General features: G+C 38.1%; 16 protein-coding genes and 1 pseudogene. 9 read left to right on the forward strand and 8 right to left on the reverse strand.

Going from position 1 to position 20359, the window contains the following annotated elements:
- Window positions 1–49 precede the first annotated feature (49 nt).
- The 6 genes from PVK70_RS16005 (at window position 50) to fabV (ending at window position 7546) form a co-directional block, all read left to right on the forward strand.
- The gene (locus PVK70_RS16005) at window positions 50–721 is read left to right on the forward strand and encodes an ABC transporter ATP-binding protein (RefSeq protein WP_130049038.1); all 672 of its coding nucleotides are present in this window, start codon (window positions 50–52) and stop codon (window positions 719–721) included.
- Complete coding sequence (locus PVK70_RS16010; RefSeq protein ID WP_130049039.1) at window positions 702–3155, forward strand: ABC transporter permease; 2454 nt, start codon at window positions 702–704, stop codon at window positions 3153–3155. Before PVK70_RS16005 ends, PVK70_RS16010 begins: the two co-directional genes overlap by 20 nt.
- Window positions 3155–4276 (forward strand): lipocalin-like domain-containing protein, encoded by a 1122-nt coding sequence (locus PVK70_RS16015; protein ID WP_130049040.1) that lies wholly within the window; start codon window positions 3155–3157, stop codon window positions 4274–4276. The genes PVK70_RS16010 and PVK70_RS16015 overlap by 1 nt, the downstream gene beginning before the upstream one ends.
- A gap of 165 nt (window positions 4277–4441) precedes the next feature.
- Window positions 4442–5593 carry a Na+/H+ antiporter NhaA gene (gene nhaA, locus PVK70_RS16020; protein ID WP_130049041.1) on the forward strand — a complete coding sequence of 384 codons (1152 nt, stop codon included), beginning with the start codon at window positions 4442–4444 and terminating at the stop codon, window positions 5591–5593.
- A gap of 492 nt (window positions 5594–6085) precedes the next feature.
- On the forward strand, window positions 6086–6322 hold the full coding sequence (locus PVK70_RS16025) for a hypothetical protein (protein WP_130043182.1): 237 nt from the start codon (window positions 6086–6088) through the stop codon (window positions 6320–6322).
- A gap of 21 nt (window positions 6323–6343) precedes the next feature.
- Window positions 6344–7546 carry an enoyl-ACP reductase FabV gene (gene fabV / locus PVK70_RS16030; protein WP_130049042.1) on the forward strand — a complete coding sequence of 401 codons (1203 nt, stop codon included), beginning with the start codon at window positions 6344–6346 and terminating at the stop codon, window positions 7544–7546.
- A 280-nt stretch (window positions 7547–7826) separates the two neighbouring features.
- On the opposite strand, the gene PVK70_RS16035 is transcribed toward fabV, so the two are convergent.
- The 7 genes from PVK70_RS16035 to PVK70_RS16065 form a co-directional block, all read right to left on the reverse strand.
- On the reverse strand, window positions 7827–9509 hold the full coding sequence (locus PVK70_RS16035; protein ID WP_130043184.1) for an aspartate:alanine antiporter: 1683 nt from the start codon (window positions 9507–9509) through the stop codon (window positions 7827–7829).
- Window positions 9510–9655: 146 nt separating this feature from the next.
- Window positions 9656–9919 carry a GrxA family glutaredoxin gene (locus PVK70_RS16040; protein ID WP_130043185.1) on the reverse strand — a complete coding sequence of 88 codons (264 nt, stop codon included), beginning with the start codon at window positions 9917–9919 and terminating at the stop codon, window positions 9656–9658.
- A 235-nt stretch (window positions 9920–10154) separates the two neighbouring features.
- On the reverse strand, window positions 10155–11012 hold the full coding sequence (locus tag PVK70_RS16045; RefSeq protein WP_130049043.1) for a MurR/RpiR family transcriptional regulator: 858 nt from the start codon (window positions 11010–11012) through the stop codon (window positions 10155–10157).
- Between the two features lie 328 nt (window positions 11013–11340).
- The gene (panP, locus tag PVK70_RS16050) at window positions 11341–12993 is read right to left on the reverse strand and encodes a pyridoxal-dependent aspartate 1-decarboxylase PanP (protein WP_130049044.1); all 1653 of its coding nucleotides are present in this window, start codon (window positions 12991–12993) and stop codon (window positions 11341–11343) included.
- Between the two features lie 175 nt (window positions 12994–13168).
- Window positions 13169–13681: a hypothetical protein gene (locus PVK70_RS16055; protein WP_130049045.1), complete on the reverse strand. Its 513-nt coding sequence runs from the start codon at window positions 13679–13681 to the stop codon at window positions 13169–13171.
- A gap of 109 nt (window positions 13682–13790) precedes the next feature.
- Window positions 13791–14690, reverse strand: coding sequence for a lysine exporter LysO family protein (locus PVK70_RS16060; protein ID WP_130049046.1), 900 nt, complete (start codon window positions 14688–14690; stop codon window positions 13791–13793).
- Window positions 14691–14778: 88 nt separating this feature from the next.
- On the reverse strand, window positions 14779–15705 hold the full coding sequence (locus PVK70_RS16065; protein ID WP_130049047.1) for an HDOD domain-containing protein: 927 nt from the start codon (window positions 15703–15705) through the stop codon (window positions 14779–14781).
- Window positions 15706–16090: 385 nt separating this feature from the next.
- On the opposite strand from PVK70_RS16065, the pseudogene PVK70_RS16070 reads away from it, so the two are divergent.
- A pseudogene (locus tag PVK70_RS16070) lies at window positions 16091–16719 on the forward strand (TfoX/Sxy family DNA transformation protein).
- A 134-nt stretch (window positions 16720–16853) separates the two neighbouring features.
- On the opposite strand, the gene PVK70_RS16075 reads toward PVK70_RS16070, so the two are convergent.
- Window positions 16854–17405 (reverse strand): hypothetical protein, encoded by a 552-nt coding sequence (locus tag PVK70_RS16075; protein ID WP_130049048.1) that lies wholly within the window; start codon window positions 17403–17405, stop codon window positions 16854–16856.
- A 267-nt stretch (window positions 17406–17672) separates the two neighbouring features.
- Between PVK70_RS16075 and PVK70_RS16080 the strand changes: the two genes are divergently transcribed.
- Together PVK70_RS16080 and serC are read left to right on the forward strand one after the other, a co-directional pair.
- Window positions 17673–18974, forward strand: coding sequence for a DUF945 family protein (locus PVK70_RS16080; RefSeq protein ID WP_130049049.1), 1302 nt, complete (start codon window positions 17673–17675; stop codon window positions 18972–18974).
- A gap of 186 nt (window positions 18975–19160) precedes the next feature.
- On the forward strand, window positions 19161–20243 hold the full coding sequence (gene serC, locus PVK70_RS16085) for a 3-phosphoserine/phosphohydroxythreonine transaminase (RefSeq protein WP_130049050.1): 1083 nt from the start codon (window positions 19161–19163) through the stop codon (window positions 20241–20243).
- Window positions 20244–20359 lie beyond the last annotated feature (116 nt).

The following is a 20359-nucleotide window of genomic DNA, read 5'->3' on the forward strand; positions in this document are numbered from 1 at the left end:
TATAGTGTAGATTCTGTTGCCGACATCACAAAAAGCGTTGAGGGAACACATGTTAAAACTGACAAACTTGAATAAGGGATATTTGGATGGTGGCGAGTTTCATCCAATCCTTCAAGGGGCAGAGTTAACAATAGAACAAGGCGCTCAAATTGCATTAATGGGTGAAAGCGGCTCTGGCAAAAGCACACTTTTAAACCTTATAGCAGGATTAGACAGTGTAGACAGCGGTGAAATTGATATCGCTGGTTTTGCTATGCACTCTCCAAAACAAGGCACTCGTACTTCTTATCGTCGTAATAATATCGGTCTTGTGTTTCAACAGTTTAATCTTCTTCCTACATTAACAATTGCTGATAACATTCGTTTTTGTCGTCAATTAAAAGGCTTACGAGATGATGATGCGTTATGGCGTCAAATTATTTCTGCTCTCGATCTTATGCCATTATTGGGTCGTTATCCTGAGGAAGTATCAGGAGGGCAACAACAACGTGCCGCGATAGCCCGTGCTTTATACATGGAACCTAAGCTGTTGTTGGCTGATGAACCGACAGGCAGTTTAGATGAAAAAAATGCAGAAGCAGTAATGCGTTTATTAACTCGCTTATCTCGAGATCTACATTGTACCTTATTATTGGTGACTCACAGTGAGAAAGTTGCTGATCACATGGATGGCTTGGTAAAACTTCAGGGAGGCTTGCTGAATGTTATTGCCGGTAGCTAAAGCGCTTCTTGGACATTACCGCAGGCATCCATTACAAATATTTTTAGTATGGCTAGGCTTAACGCTAGGTGTCTCACTTTTGGTTGGTGTTTTAGCAATTAATCATCATGCTAAAATGAGTTATAACGAAGGGGAGAAATTATTTTCAAATCCTTTCCCTAATCGTATTCGTGTCATTCAAGACAATACCACTATTCCTCAGGCGTTCTACATTAACTTACGTCGAGCTGGTTATACCCAGTGTATGCCCGTACAAACGCAGCATTTAGAAACTAAAGACGATATAAATATTTCGGTTGTTGGGATTGACCCAGTTGCACTGATGCAGATATCTGCGAATAATCTTGCCAAAACCGATGATATGCTCTCGTTAATGCGTCCTCCATTTCCGATATTGATTAGTCAGCCCTTAGCATCCTATTTTAGTTTGGATGATGGCGATTACATCGAACTGCAAAATCAATCTAATATTGGCCCCGTTATTATTGATAAAGCGCAGCGTTTGTCTGGCTCTCGAATTTTTTCGGATATCGCTTTAACCAAAATGCTAGGCCATAAAACAGGTTTTGATATTTTGCTTTGTGGCGAGATGTCAGATAAGAAAAAGGAACGTTTAGAGAGAATGCTGCCAAGAGGGTTGCAGCTTGAAACACATAAAGAGTCGGGATTAACCGCGTTAACTAACGCGTTCCATATCAACTTATTGGCAATGGGTATGCTCTCTTTTGTTGTTGGGCTATTTATTTTTTATCAGGCGATGTCACTCTCTTTTATTCAACGTCAGCCATTGGTGGGCACATTACGACAAATTGGGGTGTCAACTAAAGAGTTAATTATAGCCATGAGCCTCGAAGTTTTCTTATGGATTATTATTGGTTGGGTAAGTGGTAATTTCTTTGGTTTGTTATTGGCAAATGAATTGATGCCAACCGTTTCTAATAGCTTGTACTCTTTATATAACGCTGATGTAGGTCTACTTATTACATGGAGTTGGGATTGGAGTTACCAAAGCTTATGGATGGCCATTGTCGGTTCTGTATTGGCTTGTGGTTGGCCACTTTATCGATTATTAAGTATTGAACCAATTCGACTAACAGCCCGTTTGTCGTTGGCGCGATTTGCAGGCAAAGAGTTTGAAGTTCAAGCTATTATTGCGTGTGTATTTTGTGTTGCGGCTTATTTGATCAATCTATTACCTCACAGTCATGAAAATGGATTTATGTTGATCGGATTTTTAATGATTAGCGTTGGCTTATTAACGCCATACATTATTTGGAAGTTTTTTGACTGGTTATCTTATCGACTACCTTCTGCAAAAGCGCGTTGGTTCTTTTCTGATTCGGCAGCAAGTTTAAGCTACCGTGGAGTTGCTGCGATGGCCTTTATGTTGGCATTAGCATCAAATATAGGTGTGGAGACCATGGTGGGTAGTTTTAGGGCTACGACCAATAATTGGCTTGAACAACGTCTTGCAGCAGATATTTATATAGAGCCGAGTAAAGTATCTGCCAGCCGTATTAGTCATTGGTTAGAAAAGCAACCGGAAGTTGAATCTGTTTGGAGACAATGGAAAATTGACTATCAAACCGAATATGGAAATTTAGAAATCTTAAGTACGGGACCTACTCTTGGTGAGAAAAGCGCACTGACGATGAAGGTTGCTATTCCTGAGTTTTGGTATTCTCTTCACCACAGTCGTAGCTTGCTTATCAGTGAATCGATGGCATTAAAATGGAATATGAAGCCGGGGGATTACTTAGATCTTCCTGCGCCTATGGGGGATAACTGGCAAATCTCTGGGGTTTATTATGATTACGGTAACCCGTATAACCAATTATTACTTTCTCACAGTGCTTGGTTAAAAGTATTTGGCGGGCAAGGTAAGACAGGGATTGGTGTTGTGCTTAACGATACTGAGAAACGAACAGAGTTGATTGGTCGGATTTTAAAGCAATATCGATTACCGGTTGAGCAAGTTAATGATAATAATAATATCCAAGTGAAGGCGATGAAGGTCTTTGATCGTACTTTTATTGTGACAGGAACGCTTGGAAATTTAACGTTAGTTATTGCTGTTTTTGGTCTGTTTTTTGCGACCTTAGTCGGTGAGGTCTCACGTCAACGACAGACTGCATTATTACGTTGTTTAGGCTTGTCGGGTAAAGAGCTGATTTTATTAGGTGGCTTGCAACTCCTTACCATTGGGTTGTTTACCATTTTAATCGCACTGCCGCTTGGTATTATTCTTTCTCAATTGCTTATTGATATTGTAATGAAATATGCGTTTGGCTGGACAATGCAAATTAATTATTTCCCGATGGAATATCTGATGACATTTTCATGGACATTATTGGCACTAACGGTTGCAGGAGCCGCAACGGTTTGGAGGGTGACAAGGCGGCAAGCTATCATTTCATTAAGGGAATCATTGTAATGAAACAAAAGGATGTTAAGAAAATTAGCCTTACAATATCACTCTTAATATGTGTGTGTATTGTGGGGGCTACTCTTGGTTATTACATTAATTGGAAAGAGGTTGATACAGTAGGAGATAATGAAATCAATTCAATTTTCTCTCCGTCTAGCTATGCTTTCTTTGATCCTGTATTACCGGGAGCCCCTTTATCTTTTCCTAAAGATTTTGGAGAGCATACTTCGTTTCAGCACGAAAAATGGATGATGACAGTCAATGCGGTTGATCAAGAAGGCAATAGTCTAGGTATTCAATGGACGATGTTCCGTGTATCTAATGATGATCGAGAAACCAAAGGTTGGTTAGACCCTCGCCTGTATGTAGCAAAGGTAATTATAACCACTAAAAATGGGAAGTGGGTTGATGAGCGTTTAGCTAGGGGAGGGATTGGCCAAGCAGGAATTTCGCAAAGCCCATATCGAGTATGGATTGATAATTGGCATTGGCGCAGTTTAGGACAGGACCCATTTCCTGGGATTTTATCGGCTGATTCGGATCACTTTTCATTAAAGCTTTCTATTAATGCTAATGATAAACCAGTCCCATTAGGTAATGGTGGTTACTCAAAAAAACACGACTTAATCCCAGTTGCATCACATGAATATATATTTCCCTTTGTAAACGTACGTGGAAACATTACTTTAGATAACAAAGCTTATACCATTTCTGGTAAGGCAATTTTAGAGCATGAATGGGCAAGTGGTTTTTTAGATGAGGATCAGCAAGGTTGGGATTGGTTTATTCTAAATCTTACTCAAGAGAGCAAGCTTCTTGTAGCGCAATATCGTCATAAAGAACAAGCTCCTTATCTCTATGGTGCACTGCTTTACAATAATGGTGATTATGTTTCTTTGAGTGGTGATGACGTTACTTTACAAACATTACCAGCACGTAAGCTTAAGAATGGTCGTAAATTACCCCTTCAGTGGATCATTAATGTTCCTGAATACAGGCTTAATTTAACTACTCAAGTGATGAGGAATGAGCAATGGCTTGATACGCTTATTCCATACTGGCAAGGCCCAATAACAACAACTGGTTCACATCAAGTTACAGGATTTATGCAATTAACGGGATACTAATTGTAAAAAAAGATTTTCGTTGCGAATAAAACATAGTATAACAGCTAACACATCGGTTTTTCCGAGCTTTTATCTCTGAAGAAGCGATTATTCTTGATCTAGAACAACGGGTAGACTTTTCTCTTCGTTTTTCAAAAACTAATTTTTATAAGTAAAGGACATCTTATGAGTGATGTTATTAAGAATTTTTTCAAACTAGAATCTGCCGGCGGGATTCTATTAGTCATTGCAGCAGCGATTGCGATGATGGTTGCTAACTCTTCTTTAGCGCCAATGTACGATACGTTTTTACATTCTTACGTTGGTGGTATGTCTGTTTCACATTGGATTAATGATGGCTTAATGGCTGTTTTCTTTCTTTTGATTGGCTTAGAAGTAAAGCGTGAGTTACTTGAAGGTGCGTTAAAGTCAAAAGAAACAGCAATATTCCCTGCGATTGCCGCGGTTGGTGGCATGCTTGCTCCTGCGCTTGTTTACGTAGCTTTTAATATCGGTGACCCTGAAGCGTTATCTGGTTGGGCTATTCCTGCTGCAACGGACATTGCTTTTGCTTTAGGTATTATGGCACTGCTTGGTAACCGTGTTCCTGTGAGCTTAAAGGTGTTCTTACTTGCTCTTGCGATCATCGATGACCTTGGCGTTGTTGTTATTATTGCTTTCTTCTACACCAGTGATCTTTCAGTACTTGCATTGGTTATCGGTTTTGTTATGACAGGGGTCCTGTTCTTACTTAATGCGAAACATGTGTCTAAAATTCGTTGGTACTTATTGGTTGGTTTTATCTTATGGGTAAGCGTACTTCAATCAGGTGTTCATGCGACGTTAGCGGGTGTGGTACTTGGTTTTGCTATCCCACTGAAAGGCAATAAAGGTGAGCGTTCTCCATTGAAACATATGGAACATGCACTTCATCCTTATGTGGCATTCTTGATTTTGCCAATATTTGCTTTTGCCAATGCTGGTATTTCATTAGAAGGTGTATCACTTGACAGCCTAAGTACAACGTTACCATTGGGTGTTGCATTCGGTCTGCTTATTGGTAAGCCACTTGGTATCTTTAGCTTCAGTTATATTGCGGTTAAATCAGGTGTAGCGAAACTACCAACTGGCGTAAATATGATACATATCTTCGCGGTATCGGTGTTATGTGGTATTGGTTTTACTATGTCAATCTTTATCTCATCGCTTGCATTTGGTAGCGCATACCCTGAGTTTGATAAGTTAGCACGTTTAGGTATCTTAATGGGCTCTACTTTAGCAGCAGTGATTGGTTATATTTTATTAAGTGTTTCACTGCCTAAAAAAGCCAAAGTATAAAAGCAGAATTAACGTTTAAAAATAAGAATACCTCGCATTATGCGGGGTGTTTTTTTATCTAGAACGTAATACCAATCGTAGTAAATAACTGAACATCCTAGCTAGTTAAAACGCTCGATAACTGCGTTGGGATTTTTGATTGTAGAATAACTACTTATCAAAACTATTTATTGAAAAGTGCCGCCTTGTTCTCAAGCCTTTTTCCTTCGCTATTTCTAGTCACTTACTTACTGTGATTGGTATAAACAAAAAAAAGCCCAAACAAAAAATTGAATGGGCAAAAAGGAATATAAGGAATTATGAAAAAGCTATAGTTGATAAGATAAAATTTGGCGGCCTGCTAAATTTCAGTTGTTTATTATCAACGGGTACTAATTGAGACTTACGATAATTTGTTTAGTTCAAAAAAAATTCGTTTTTTTCATTTATTTTTTGAATAGCGAGATTTTAATCTTTCTAATAAAGAAAAACCCACTATCGATAAGCGCCAAAATGGCAGATAGTGGGTTACTTGAATTAATCAAGAAAAAGCAGTGGAATTATGAACATAAATTCAGACTCTCACTTATTGAGAAAGTTCAAAATAAAATTCAAATAGAGAGAAAAAGTGAAGATACTTCTATTTTTTTCTCTAAAATTGGCGGCACACATCCAACCACTCACTATTTTGACGAAAATTGTCATAAATCGGATGCGAACTGGATAAGAACCTTTTATCCTAGAAGGTAATTATTAAAAGGAAAGTTGAACATGATCATCAAACCTAGAATTCGTGGATTCATTTGTACAACCACTCACCCAATTGGTTGTGAGCAAAACGTGAAAGAACAAATTGCCCTAACTAAAGCGCAAGGCCCAATTGCTAACGCACCTAAACGTGTTTTAGTTGTTGGCTCTTCAAGTGGCTATGGTCTTTCTTCTCGTATTACAGCTGCTTTTGGTGGTGGTGCATCAACAATTGGTGTTTTCTTTGAGAAAGCAGGCACTGAGAAGAAGCCAGGTACTGCAGGTTGGTACAACTCAGCGGCATTTGATAAGTTTGCTAAAGAAGAAGGCCTATACTCTAAGAGTTTAAATGGCGATGCGTTCTCTAACGAAGCAAAACAAAAAACAATCGACTTAATTAAAGAAGATTTGGGCCAGATTGATATGGTGGTTTACTCTCTGGCTTCTCCAGTGCGTAAAATGCCAGAAACAGGTGAAGTTATTCGTTCTTCACTAAAACCTATTGGTGAGACGTACACAGCGACGGCTGTTGATACCAATAAAGATGCGATCATTGAAGCATCAGTTGAGCCTGCTACAGAACAAGAAATCCAAGACACAGTTACCGTAATGGGTGGCGAGGATTGGGAACTGTGGATGAGCGCATTATCTGAAGCGGGTGTTTTAGCTGATGGTTGTAAAACAGTTGCGTATAGCTACATCGGTACTGAGTTAACGTGGCCTATCTACTGGGACGGCGCGCTAGGTAAAGCGAAGATGGATCTAGATCGTGCAGCGGCAGCGCTAAACGAGAAACTTTCAGCGACAGGTGGCACGGCAAACGTTGCTGTTCTTAAGTCAGTAGTGACTCAAGCAAGTTCTGCGATCCCTGTTATGCCTCTTTATATCGCAATGGTATTTAAGAAGATGCGTGAAGAAGGCGTACATGAAGGTTGCCAAGAGCAAATTTTACGTATGTTTAGCCAACGTTTATACAAAGAAGATGGTTCTGCTCCAGAAGTGGATGATCAAAACCGTCTACGTTTGGATGACTGGGAGCTTCGTGAAGACATTCAAAAACACTGTCGTGAGCTATGGCCACAAGTAACGACTGAGAACCTAAAAGACTTAACAGACTACGTTGAGTATAAAGAAGAGTTCTTAAAACTGTTCGGCTTTGGTGTTGAAGGCGTTGATTACGACGCTGACGTAAACCCAATGGTTGAGTTTGATGTTGCTGATATCTAATACCAATCTACATAAGTATTTGATCATTCTTGCTTGTTAAAATCGATTATATCTGCGTTATAAATTTTGTAATTAGATCCACTAGTTACTGTAATTTATGCCTTGCTCTAATCGATTTTCCCTGCGCAATTATCTGAACAACTACTTATCCAGAATGGTATAATGTCTAAATAATTAGTTAATAGCAGACAAAATAAAACCCAGAGTGAGTAATCATTCTGGGTTTTTTATTGCTTATCGTTTATTGCAATTTATATATGTTGGTTCTTATATATTAGCGTTATGCTAGCAATATCATGATGGTACCTGCAACGGTCATCAGAATATTCGCAATGGCATAAGTACCCGCATAGCCTAGTGCTGGAATGGTACTGCGAGCGTGCTCGTTAACAACATCCATTGCTGGTCCACAAGTACGCGCACCTATGATGGCACCGATTAATAATGCACGGTTCATGTTCAGGATATAAGCCCCAACAAGATACGCAAGAATTACGGGAATAACACTGACTATTAATGCCGCGGCTAATACTTTAAGACCATCTTCTGAGAAGTATTCAATAATATTACCACCCGCACTGAGTCCAATACCCACCATGAAAACAAGCAGACCAAGGTTTTTGGTCATGTTTAGCGCCCCTTGAGGTACATAACCAAAGGTAGGGTGATTTGCTCGTAAGAAGCCTAAAGTGATCCCTGAGATCAATAAGCCAACCGCATTACCTAAACCAAAGGTCACTTGACCAAAGCTCATCGTGATCATACCAAACATGATCCCAAGTATAAAAAAGCTACAAAATGCTAATAGATCTGATACCTGACTATGAATGGAGATAAAACCAATTTTGTCTGCGATATGGTGAACTTTACTTTTTTCACCACTTACCTGAAGGATATCTCCTTTTGCAAGTACGATATCATGCTCAATTGGCATTTCAATTTGCGCTCGAACCACTCGGTTTAAGAAGCAACCGTATTCAGATAAATTTAATTCAGATAGGCGTTTGCCTGCAATATTATCATTTTTTACTACTATCTCTTCTTCAGCAATACGCAAATCTAATAGGTTGCGATCAAATACTTCTTTGCCGTTTCTGAAACTAGGATCAAGACGAGCATGGCTGTCTGGATAACCAACAAGAGCGATTTCGTCACTTTGCTGCAAGATATAATCGCCATCTGGGTTCGCAAGAATACCATTACGACGAATACGTTCAATGTGACAACCAGTTTGGCGGTGGATGCCTAGCTCACGTAAGTTTTTACCATCTGTCCAATCGATGAGTTCTTGGCCAACACGGTAAGCACGAATAATAGGGAGATAAACTTTTCGTTGACCAGCACTACCTATTCCTCGTTCTTGAGCAATTTGCATTGCACTGTCTTGCAGGTTTTGTTTTTGCAATTGAGGCAGTAAACGAGCCAATAAAATTAAGCTAGTTAAGCCAATTAAATAAGAAAAGGCATAACCAACACTTAGGTTATCAATTACTTTACTGAACTCTACGCCTTCAGGAAGCGAGGCTAAACCAGAATTCAACGCATCTTTAGCGCCCACTAATACTGGGGTAGCTGTAAGCGCTCCTGCCATCATACCTGTTGAAAGACCGTAATCTAGTTCGAAGTAATGACCTGTTAAAAAACTGAGCCCGACAGCAGAGGTTAATACAACCAATACTAATAATAGGTAGTGTTTACCATCACGTAGGAAGATACCAAAGAAGTTTGGCCCAGCTTCAATACCTACGCAAAAAATAAATAACATGAACCCGATATTGAGAGAGTCTGCACTAAAAGTATAGCCAAGACTTCCCATAAAGAGGGCGGTGATAAGAACACCAATAGAACTGCCTAATTGAAAGCTACCGATCTTAACTTTAGCGATAAATAAGCCGAGTGCGAGAACAACGAATAAAAGTAAGATATCGTTTTGCGATAACAAGGTCGCAACATCAATGTTCACTGTATTTTGCCTGAAATATTGAAGAAGAAAGTGTGATGCAAGTCTAACTTAAAAATGGCGAATGTATAACCATATTTATAAAGAAAATGAAAAAAAAATCACCGCTAAAGAGCGGTGATTCAAAGTTCATTCGTCTAGGTTATCTATTAATCAAATAGACCTAGTTTTTCTTTTGCATATGCTTCAAATTCAGTACAGCCACCAATGTGCTCTTGGTCGATAAAAATTTGTGGAACCGTATCCACTGGTTTACCTACTGTCTTTTCTAAATCTGCTTTAGATATACCTTCAGCGTGAATATCAACATAGCGATAGTTAAAATCGTCACGTTTTTCTTTTAGTGTATCAGCGTGCTCTTTTGCACGAACACAGAATGGGCAACCAGGACGACCAAAAATAACAACAAACATAGTGTTAACTCCAAAAAAATTAGTAACGTATGCGTAATACTCGCAATCAATAAGTACACTATGCCTGTTGATTTAAATAAAGTAAAGATGGTTTCACCTCTTTAATTGATAGGTAGTACCTATTGTTTTTGGCGTTTTTGTATACAGAAAGACTATTAAAATTAATTAGATTTATAAAAAAAGAACCAACAATAGAGTCAGTTCTTATAATAAAACTAGAGGCTGAAAAATAAGACTAGTGTGAAATGTTGTCTTTTTCATAACGAGAATCTTTTAATGCGTCTTTAACACGCTTTAAGTTATCTCTAAAACCAGCGCCGCGACGAAGGGTAAAGCCTGTTGCTAATACATCGATAACAGTCATTTGTACTACACGGCTCGCCATTGGCATATATACATCGGTATCTTCGGGAACATCTAAGCAAATAGCTAAGGATGCCATTTTTTCAAGAGGAGAGTCTTTTGCTGTAATCGCAATAACTGTAGCGCCATTAGATTTCGCCAACTCTGCAATTTCGACCAAGCTTTTGGTGCGGCCTGTGTGTGAGATAAGAACGACTACGTCATTTTCAGTATTGTTAATGCAACTCATGCGCTGCATTACAATATCGTCGAAACAGGTAATTGGAATATTAAAACGGAAGAATTTATTCATCGCATCATGAGCGACAGAGGCCGATGCACCGAGACCGAAGAAAGAGATTTTTTTTGCTTGAGTTAATAAATCAACAGCACGGTTTACTTGCATTGGATCTAGACTGTTTTTTGCAACATCTAAACAAGCCATTGTTGATTCAAAAATCTTATGAGTATAGGCATCAGGGCCGTCGTTTTCTTCAACATTACGGTTCACGTAAGGCGTACCATTCGCCAAACTTTGAGCTAAATGCAGTTTAAAATCAGGAAATCCTTTAGTGTCCAAGCGGCGACAAAAACGGTTAACGGTAGGCTCACTTACATCTGCCATTTTTGCTAATGTAGCAATGCTAGAGTGAATGGCGGTTTGCGGTGATGCCATGATAACTTCAGCAACTTTGCGTTCTGATTTACTGAAGTTATCTAAATTATTCTGTATTTTTTCAATCGTATTCATAGTCGCTCTTCTTACATCCTACCCTTGGTATAACCTTAGCCAGAATAGTGAGTATTCTGGTTAAGGCTATAACGCTGTTATCTATATTTAGTATATACGTTTGTATTGTTTGCCTCTAACAAATGACGAAGTTGAGTGTATTTTTATAACAATAGTATGACAGATCTCTAAAAAAACTTTCAATTTAGAAAGTCTATTTGAGTGATTAGATATCATTAATGCCAAATCATGCGGTTTTTTGTGATTAAATTTCAAATTTGAAGGAAAATAATTACAAAAAAGGCGACTTTATGTGGATAAAGTCGCCTTTGAATTTCAAGCTATATTATTAGTTAGCGCGAGATAAAATTGAGTCTGTTAAGGCAAGCAGTTGAGGCTGTGAGATCTCACTACTGTTAGCGATTTCTCTTTGCTCAATAAGTACACTTTGTAAAATTTCTTTTGTGGTTAACGGGTTGGCAAGAACAACTCTAAACACAATCGTAGGGTTATATTGATAAGCCTCTGGAGTCAATCGTGTTCGAGAAACAAAAGATTTCCCAGTCTCGCGTTGCGTCTTTTGGATGTACTTTGTTAAATTATCCAAGTGTTCATAGATGTCAGCTCTTTCAGTATCGTTAGCTAAGCGTAATGCTTGTTTTACTTTTGATGGAACATAACGATAAGTCAGTAAACAAAGCTCAGGCTCTGTTACGATCTCAAAATCGTCTTGTTGTTGGATCAACTCAGAGAAATATTTTGCTTTTTCTATACTTTGGTTAATTAATAGTTCGTAACCCGGGCGGCTAATAACGTTGAAGCAAGAGTACAACAGCATCGCCATTCCGCTACGAGAGCCTTCAAGCGTATGTCGACCTAGATCTTTTGAGCCTTTTCGTAAGATGTACTCAGCATGATGTTGAATAGAAGACATGAGTTCTGGATCTTTAAAGATAACCATACCTGCCCCCATTGGAACATAAAGTTGCTTATGCGCATCAATCGTTACTGAATCCGCTAAATCAATACCATCCAATAGATGACGATAGGTATTTGACATTAATGTTGCACCACCCCAAGCGGCGTCGACGTGAAAATGACACGCTTCTTTTTGAGCTACTTTTGCAAGTTGGCGTAGTGGATCAATGGTGCCAGTTTCTGTGGTTCCAGCAACACCAATAATAGCCAATGGTTTAATGTTTTTCTCTTTTGCAGCAGCAATTTTTAACTGTAAGTCATCTAAGCAAATACGATTGTTATTGTCGGTTTTGACCGCAATGACGCCATCTTGACCAATACCTAGAACGTCAGCGGCTTTTTTGACTGAGTAATGACCTCGCTCAGAAACGAAAATGGCAAGACCATTGCATTTGTAATGAGTAAGGGCGGCAAATAAACCTTGTTTAGCGATGCCTTCAAAATCACCATCTGGTTTAAATAGTCGATTTCTTGCGACCCAGAGTGCGGTAATATTTGCAATGGTTCCACCAGAACAGAATGCACCTAAAGAGTGATCTGCACTGTGCATCCAGTGTTGGTAAAATGCATCTTTCTCACCATAAATAAGGCGGTGTAAGATCCCAAGGACTTGACGCTCTAGTGGAGTGAATGCTTTGGATGTTTCAATTTTAACCAAGTTTTGATTTAGAGCGATCATGATTTTAGACAACGGCATTAAGAAATAAGGCAATGCCGAGGTCATGTGACCGATAAAACTTGGCGCAGAAGTATGAACAGATTGAGATACAAGGTTATCTAATAAGTGCTCGGTATGTTCAGAAACATAAGTAGGCGTTTCTGGCATTGAAGAGTCAGTAAAATCTTTTTCGATTTCAGTTAGAGGCTTCTCTTCTGCAACTATATGTTCTCGTAAGAATTGATTCAGGTTTTGAGAGAGTTCTTGCTCAATTTTTCCAAGAGTCGAATCGGGCGCTTCCGGAACAGTAAAAATTCGCAGCATGCTTTCTAAATTGGCATCCGCTGTCTTGTTGTCTGTTACCATGGTATCTGTTCTATTCTGTTGGTGATTAAAAAAGCAAAGTTGCGTTCTCTTTGCCCATGACTAAGGGCACAATTTAGAACAAAATAAGAAAAATGTCTTGTCTAAATGTGCCACATGGACTTATGAGGGCATAAATTGTTATAAAACTAAGCGCTTTGTTGAATTAATAAACAAATTATTTGCAGCTAATATCGCTGATTTGAGTGATTGTTTTATTATAGGTTTTTAGCGGAGCATCAATTTCTTTTGGGTGGCTAAGAATGTCTGCAAAAGCAGAGCGCAATTCATAGTTTTGTTTATGTGGCGGTGCTTGGCGATCGTCAAAGGTGATTTTTGCGACTTTGCCTAATGCATCATCGTTCATGGAAAGTGACTTTATTTCTTTTTGGTCAAGTTGTAGCCATGATTCGATAGATTGATTTGTTTTTACTTTTGAAGGGTCATTCTTTAAATAAAAGTCTACCGCTGCACGATTTAATTCAAAATGATGTTTACGGCCTTTTAGAAACCAGTCGCCAACACTTTCTAAATTTGGATCTTTTTTAACTGTAATAGCAATTAGCTCTTCATACCAAGTTAAAGAGGCATCAACATATTGGCTGTATTTGTCACTTAAACATTCAGTATTAGCTGCTTGAGCAGAGGTAGCTAGTAAAGCGAAAGGTAAAATGAGCGCGGCAAGTTTCATTACAAATCCTTAAGAATGAATCGTTATTATTAATTTTGAATTGTAGGGAGAGTGACATTAAAAGCAATTGAAACAACTCACAATGTGACGCTTCCCTACTATTTATATATTATAGAGAAACAAAAAATAACATTAAAAACGGAACCAATAGACTTAAAATAAACCCACTCACTATTGCAATAGGAACACAGCGTATGCCTCCACAATTTTGAATTACCGGCAGAGTGAAGTCCATTGCTGTTGCTCCCGCATAACCAATAGAAGTGACTGGGTAGCGATGAATCAAGGTTGGAATCAATAATAGAGCGACTAATTCTCGCATTAACTCATTTAAGAAGGCAGCACCACCATAGACTGGTCCTAATGCATCACCCATTAAAATACCTGCCAGAGAATACCATCCGAATCCTGACGCCATTGCTAAACCATGCTGCAAAGGAATATCTAAAATAAGCGCAGCAATAAGTCCCCCAATTAATGATGTAGTGAGAATCACCAACGCAATGATTATCCCATGTTTATTAAGTAGTATTTGACGAAGTGATAGTCCACTGTTTCGAAGTTGAATACCAATTAAAAAAAGTAAGATTAGTAGAATTAATTCGCTGGCTTCCTCTACCCAAGATAAATCAATACCACTGATTAAACCAAAGAGCAGGCCAGCCGCAACGGCAAGCAATAGCTTGGCTGACTCTAAGATCATTTTAAATAAAGGTAGCGTGTTTTTATTTCCTTCAGAGTTGAGCGGAAAAAGTTTATCCATTATTGGTAATATGGCTAGGTTACATACACTAATACAGATAAAAAATGCAGTGGTTATCGTCAGTATTTGATTTAAGTTTTGTGCTAAATTATCAAGTGCAGCGAGGCTTAGCCCCATAAGAGCAAGTATAACGGTAACTAAGTGACTGGTAGCAGCATTGATATATTGGAGAGGTTGTTTTTTATGTAATGGGATTAAATAACCAAAAAGCAGTGGTAAAAAAACAAATAACATTCCAGAAAGCATGATCTAAACCTCATCCATGAAGAAGCCTTGAGAATATCAAGGCTTTTTAACGACATCAATATAAGTTGGCTGTTTTGATGTAATTAAATTACAAACCACTACTTCTTAATGTTTCTTTGATTCTATCTTTAAATTGACTATCGGTCAGGTTACTGAGTGTGTAGAGGGCTTCTGCGCCTTCTAATGTAATTTCCACGTCATGATCGTCAATGGCGTCATCTTTGTTTCTAAACATCAAAAGGTGACTCGCAATACGAGCAATGTCTAAGTAATTAATAGGATAACTTGAGTCTGAGGATTTTTCTTCGTTAGTTGCCACAGATAAAAAATCACCATCAAACTGCCAGTGATTGAGTACATGATAGCTGGTGTCATTACACTCTCTATTAAAAATATAGACCGCTAATTCAAGATCTAGATAATTGCCTTTTTCAAGATAGTCATAGTACTGATTAACAAGGCAAAATAAACCGATATCCGCAAGCAACCCGGTCAAGAGTGCTTTTTCTGGTTCAAGGTAATCAAGCGAGTCATCTTCAGACGCTTTTATTATCTCTTCACATACCATAGTCATTACTGCTGCAAATTCACGAGAGCGAGCTGCACTTTTACGTAATAGAGAATTACATTCTTTATTCAGATCACTTGAGTGCTTTAATTGTTCAATTGCTTGTGCCGTTACAATATCACGCACGCGAAAAATACCGAGACGTGAAACTGCCGTTAATACATCGGTACAAGTAATATTTCGTCGATTAAAGACCACTGAGTTTGCCATTCTAATAACAATGGCGGTGAGGCTCGGGTCTTCTAATAGAGTATCTGAGACATCTTTAATTAATGTGCCTTCAAGGGTACATAGCTTTTGGATTTTAAGAACAACATCAGGGATTGGTGGTAACTGGATATCACCTGATGAAATGCGTTGAGATGCCATTTGGCTAAATTCAGTTCTTAAAGCTGCCAGTACCTTTTCTTTATCATGAGATAACCAAAAAAAGGATAGATGATTCATTGTTAATTCATATCTTTGAGTAATACCTGAATGATACAGGATTTTTATCGTTTCTAAAAAAAAACTCAATAAAATGGGATCATTTACTAAGAAGTAGGCATGAAGTAAAAACAAAAAGGGGTTTAGTGTTATTACGAAAAGATAAATAAGTTACTTTATATAACTAAAGTGAATGATTAATGTGAGCGCTGTCAATGAAACACTAGGCAATAATATGAGACTATAATGTGATATCGGCCTGAAAGAAAACTTACTTTGTTTCATAAATTAAAGCTCTAATGTGTGATCGTAATAATAAAAAACACAGTAAATTCATGGTTTATAATAAAAATAATAGATAAATTTAAGTTGTATGTTTAATATTCAGTTGCTTGATGTCAAATTTATGACAGGGACGGGGGTCGCTAAGTTTAAGATCAAGGAGATCGAAATGAACCATTTAGAGGAACGCTTTTTTAACTTTGTAAAAAAACTAGGTCGATTCAATAAACGCTCAATGTTCGGTGGTGTTGGCTTATTCACTGATGATGCTATGTTTTACTTGTCACAGAAGGGCGCTTGTATGTTCGTGGTGGTGGTGAGGTTGATAACACATTTGAGAAACTAGGTTGTGAACGTTTTAAGCATGTAAAGAAAACCACTATTGCGACTGTTAATTATTTTGATGTTAGTGACTTATTTGAGAAGAACTCTGCTTTGTTGATGGAGATTATTCAAGAAACTATGGAAAATTCACGACTTGAACGAGAGTTTAAGAAGTCAAAAGAAAATCGTCGTTTACGTGATCTGCCTAATATGCAATTAACGCTAGAAAGAATGGTAAAAAAAGCGGGTGTTCCTGATGTAAGCTCATTTTTTGAAATTGGTGCTGTTGATGTATTTAAAAAAGTAAATACAACTTATGGCGGTGACGTAGATGTAAAACTATTATGGAAATTTGCAGGTGCAGAATCAGGGGTGCACTGGACGTTACTTCAAGAACCAATGAAAAAAGCATTATTACAACAGGTTTAATGCTCGCTTGGGAAGTCGTTAGATTAGATAGCTTAGTTAGAGTTATAGTCTGCTATATAAAAAAACCTCGTTATCCATTCAGTATGAAGGTATAACGAGGTTTTTTTGCTTTAAATTTTAGTGCTAATATTAAATTAGTATTTAAAGCGTGCAGTTAGCATCACTTGGTCGCCATAAATGCCGTTAAAACGACCTTCTGCGCCAATTGAAAATAGCTCTGTTGAGTGGAAGCGACCGTACACTGAGAATAACGTATCGTCGTTATCATCAATTGACAAATAGCCTACTTTACCACCGACTTCTAGTTGAGGACCTAACCACTGGCGTACGCCTAAGTTAAGTTCCATACCTGTGTCATTTTTGTAGTGTTTGTTATCATCAACAACGCGAAGTAGCATTTCACCAGTAATATCAGCCCAGTTATTTACTGGCGCGTGAAAGCCAAGACCAGTTGCTAAATCGTAATCGCCATCTAATTCAGAATCGATTGAAACAATTGCGTGTGCATTAGGGTGAATTGATTTACTAAAACCAGCACCGAATGTTGAAGGGCTAAATCCAATGCGAGCTTCAACATAGTCGTAGCTAAAGTTACTCATGATGGCATTGCTTGGATCATTATCTGCAGCCATTGATGTTGCTGAAATGAACATTAGGCTTGAAGCTAAAAGTGTCTTACGGATCATGATATTTGAAACCTATCAAATTAGTGCTGTAACCAAAAAGTATTCTAAATACTAACAGAAATGACTATTTTTGCTAGAGTCGGAATATATAAAATTTGGAGTTACTGCAAGAGTCAAAAAATTAACGTAGTGCTTATTACTGTATAGTTAAGCAAAATATACGCCATATTTATAATATAAGGCTCTAGTTTATTTTGTTAAATAGAACTGTATTGCGCTCTGTGGGTTAGGTACACTGTTTGAAATGGATAAAACTTGGATAACAATATGAATGAATTAAAAAAATACGCTGCAATTGGTGGTGCTGTAGTGCTTGTTGCTTGCTGGCCATTTGCGACAGGGAAGATTGGAGAGGCGATTTTTAAAGATGGTATTGCTTCGTATCACAACGCTATCATTGAGGTTGAATCTGTATCTTATGATAGAGGCTACCTTAGCTCTCAAGCACAAAGCCGTATTCATGTTATAGATCAAGGTTTAAGTCAAGAGTTAGAGCACGCGGGTTACCCAACTGAAATTTTAGTTAATCATGATATTTCTCATGGTTTATTTTCGGTTTCTTCAGTTTCTAAATTTGTAAGTACGGGAGATACTTCTGAATTTATTCAAGGGCTAACACTGACAACAGACAGTAAGCTAACCGGCACCACAGATTTATTACTGACAAGCAAAGATACGAATTTTGCTACTGCGGATTTACAAGCTCAAGGGGTTGAAAAGCTATTCTTAGCTGCGGCGGAATTATCTGCGACGATTGAGAAAGATGGGCAATTCTCTCTGACATACCAATTACCTAAAACAGAACTGCGTTTAGATAACCAATCTGCAATGATAGTTGATAATGTAGCTGGTCAAAGTGTTGGTCATTATATAGATGATATTTTTATTGGTGAAGCGGACATTGCTTTAGATAAATTGACGCTGAGTGATACTCAAAGCAATAGCCATAATGAGATTAAAGGGCTTAAATACACGAGTGTAAATCAGTTAACTGAAGTAAAAGAGAAAGCAGAAGAAAATAGCTTTACTACTCAAAATCGATTGATTTTAGAAGAGGCGCTGACGGATGCTGGCGTAGTGAAGAATGGTGTTTTTGATATTAGTTTCGAAAACCTAAATTATGATGGTTTAAAAGCGTTAATTCCACTGCTTCAAGAGCAAGAATTGACCAATGAGAATGTTGAGAAGTTACTCCTGTCGTTTGACTTACTTGCAGCGAAAGGGTTTAACGTTAATATTAATGAATTCAGTGCTGAAGTACTTGGTAGTAAATTAAACAGTAATGTTTTGCTTACGTTACCAGCAGGTACGGCGAGAGCATCACAAAACGCTGATCAGTTAATTAAAACAGTAACAGGCTCTACTGAATTAGTCATTGCTAAAAAGTTAGTGGATGAAACACCAGAACTTCGCATGCAAATGGATGAGTTACTTATTAATGAATTTGCCGTTGAAGACGGTGATAATTATCGATTAGCTGCGACTATTTCTGATGGCCAGATCGAATTACTGAATGGTCAGAAAATGCCATTATTTATGTTGTTGGGTTTTTTAAGTTATCTACAGTAACCTAAAAGCATAGAGATAAAATAGCTTACCTTGGTGAGCTATTTTTTTATCTGGATTGGTATTATTCGAGCGATTTAGTGAATTAGATCACTTTATGATTTCTTTGTGGATCAAAAGGTGGTATTAATTTCTACATCAATATTTAAACATTCAATTTATTATAGATAGCAGGAGCCTTCGAGAAACATGGAAAAAGTATTTAACTTTTGTGCTGGTCCAGCAATGCTGCCAGTAGACGTTCTAGCCCAAGCTCAAAAGGAATTGGTGAATTGGAACGGCTTAGGCACTTCAGTGATGGAGATTAGCCACCGTAGTAAAGAATTTATTAAAGTCGCAGAAGAGTCAGAGCAAGATCTGCGTGATTTATTATCAATTCCTGATAATTATAAAGTGTTATTTTGCCAAGGTGGTGCGCGAGCACAATTTGCAGCTGTTCCATTAAACTTACTTGATGGTAATACAAAAGCAGATTATGTCGATGCGGGTTATTGGGCGCAAAGTGCGGTAACTGAAGCAAAAAAATATTGTTCACCTAATGTAATCGAAGCCATTATTAATGTTGATGGTAAAAAAGCGGTTCAACCTGCCGCTGAATGGGCATTAAGTGATGATGCTGCTTATGTGCATTTTTGCCCAAATGAAACGATTGATGGCATTGAAATTAATGATTTACCAATAACAGATAAACCAATTGTTGCTGACATGTCGTCTACGATTTTGTCGCGTCAAATTGATGTATCAAAATACGGTGTGATCTACGCGGGTGCCCAAAAGAATATTGGTCCTGCGGGCTTAACGATTGTTATTGTCCGTGATGACTTACTTGAGCTTGCCGCAGAAGCGCTTCCTAGTGTATTAAATTACGGCGTATTGGCAAAACAAGAGTCTATGTTCAATACACCGCCAACATATGCTTGGTACCTTGCTGGCTTAGTTTTTAAATGGCTAAAAGCGAATGGTGGTATTGAAGCGATGGAAGCACATAACCGTAAGAAAGCGGCCGCTTTATACGATTATATTGACCAATCAGACTTCTATCGTAATGATGTTCATGCAGATAATCGTTCTCTAATGAATGTACCATTCCAATTAGCAAATCCTGAGTTAGATGCACAATTTTTGTCGCTGGCAGATGAGGGTGGCTTGAAAGCATTGAAAGGGCATAGAGTAGTAGGTGGAATGCGAGCATCAATTTATAACGCAATGCCATTAGAAGGTGTGCAAGCGTTAGTTGAATTTATGAAGGCATTTGAAGCAAAATACGCGTAATTTTATTGCTTAAGTTCTTTATAATTAAAAGCCGATACTGTTTATTCAGTATCGGCTTTTTTTGTTTGCCCAGCAAAGCTGGCAAACCCGTCTGCTTGCAAGATAGCAGAGTCATC

Origin of the sequence: Aliivibrio sp. A6 (assembly GCF_028765505.1) — a bacterium.
GTDB classification, from domain to species: domain Bacteria; phylum Pseudomonadota; class Gammaproteobacteria; order Enterobacterales; family Vibrionaceae; genus Aliivibrio; species Aliivibrio finisterrensis_A.

Bases quoted from the DNA above. Each gene is read 5' to 3' on its own strand.
- PVK70_RS16005 (WP_130049038.1), top strand. From the start codon at position 50: ATGTTAAAACTGACAAACTTGAATAAGGGATATTTGGATGGTGGCGAG.
- PVK70_RS16010 (WP_130049039.1), top strand. From the start codon at position 702: ATGTTATTGCCGGTAGCTAAAGCGCTTCTTGGACATTACCGCAGGCAT.
- PVK70_RS16015 (WP_130049040.1), top strand. From the start codon at position 3,155: ATGAAACAAAAGGATGTTAAGAAAATTAGCCTTACAATATCACTCTTA.
- nhaA (WP_130049041.1), top strand. From the start codon at position 4,442: ATGAGTGATGTTATTAAGAATTTTTTCAAACTAGAATCTGCCGGCGGG.
- PVK70_RS16025 (WP_130043182.1), top strand. From the start codon at position 6,086: ATGGCAGATAGTGGGTTACTTGAATTAATCAAGAAAAAGCAGTGGAAT.
- fabV (WP_130049042.1), top strand. From the start codon at position 6,344: ATGATCATCAAACCTAGAATTCGTGGATTCATTTGTACAACCACTCAC.
- PVK70_RS16040 (WP_130043185.1), bottom strand. From the start codon at position 9,919: ATGTTTGTTGTTATTTTTGGTCGTCCTGGTTGCCCATTCTGTGTTCGT.
- PVK70_RS16045 (WP_130049043.1), bottom strand. From the start codon at position 11,012: ATGAATACGATTGAAAAAATACAGAATAATTTAGATAACTTCAGTAAA.
- panP (WP_130049044.1), bottom strand. From the start codon at position 12,993: ATGGTAACAGACAACAAGACAGCGGATGCCAATTTAGAAAGCATGCTG.
- PVK70_RS16055 (WP_130049045.1), bottom strand. From the start codon at position 13,681: ATGAAACTTGCCGCGCTCATTTTACCTTTCGCTTTACTAGCTACCTCT.
- PVK70_RS16060 (WP_130049046.1), bottom strand. From the start codon at position 14,690: ATGCTTTCTGGAATGTTATTTGTTTTTTTACCACTGCTTTTTGGTTAT.
- PVK70_RS16065 (WP_130049047.1), bottom strand. From the start codon at position 15,705: ATGAATCATCTATCCTTTTTTTGGTTATCTCATGATAAAGAAAAGGTA.
- PVK70_RS16075 (WP_130049048.1), bottom strand. From the start codon at position 17,405: ATGATCCGTAAGACACTTTTAGCTTCAAGCCTAATGTTCATTTCAGCA.
- PVK70_RS16080 (WP_130049049.1), top strand. From the start codon at position 17,673: ATGAATGAATTAAAAAAATACGCTGCAATTGGTGGTGCTGTAGTGCTT.
- serC (WP_130049050.1), top strand. From the start codon at position 19,161: ATGGAAAAAGTATTTAACTTTTGTGCTGGTCCAGCAATGCTGCCAGTA.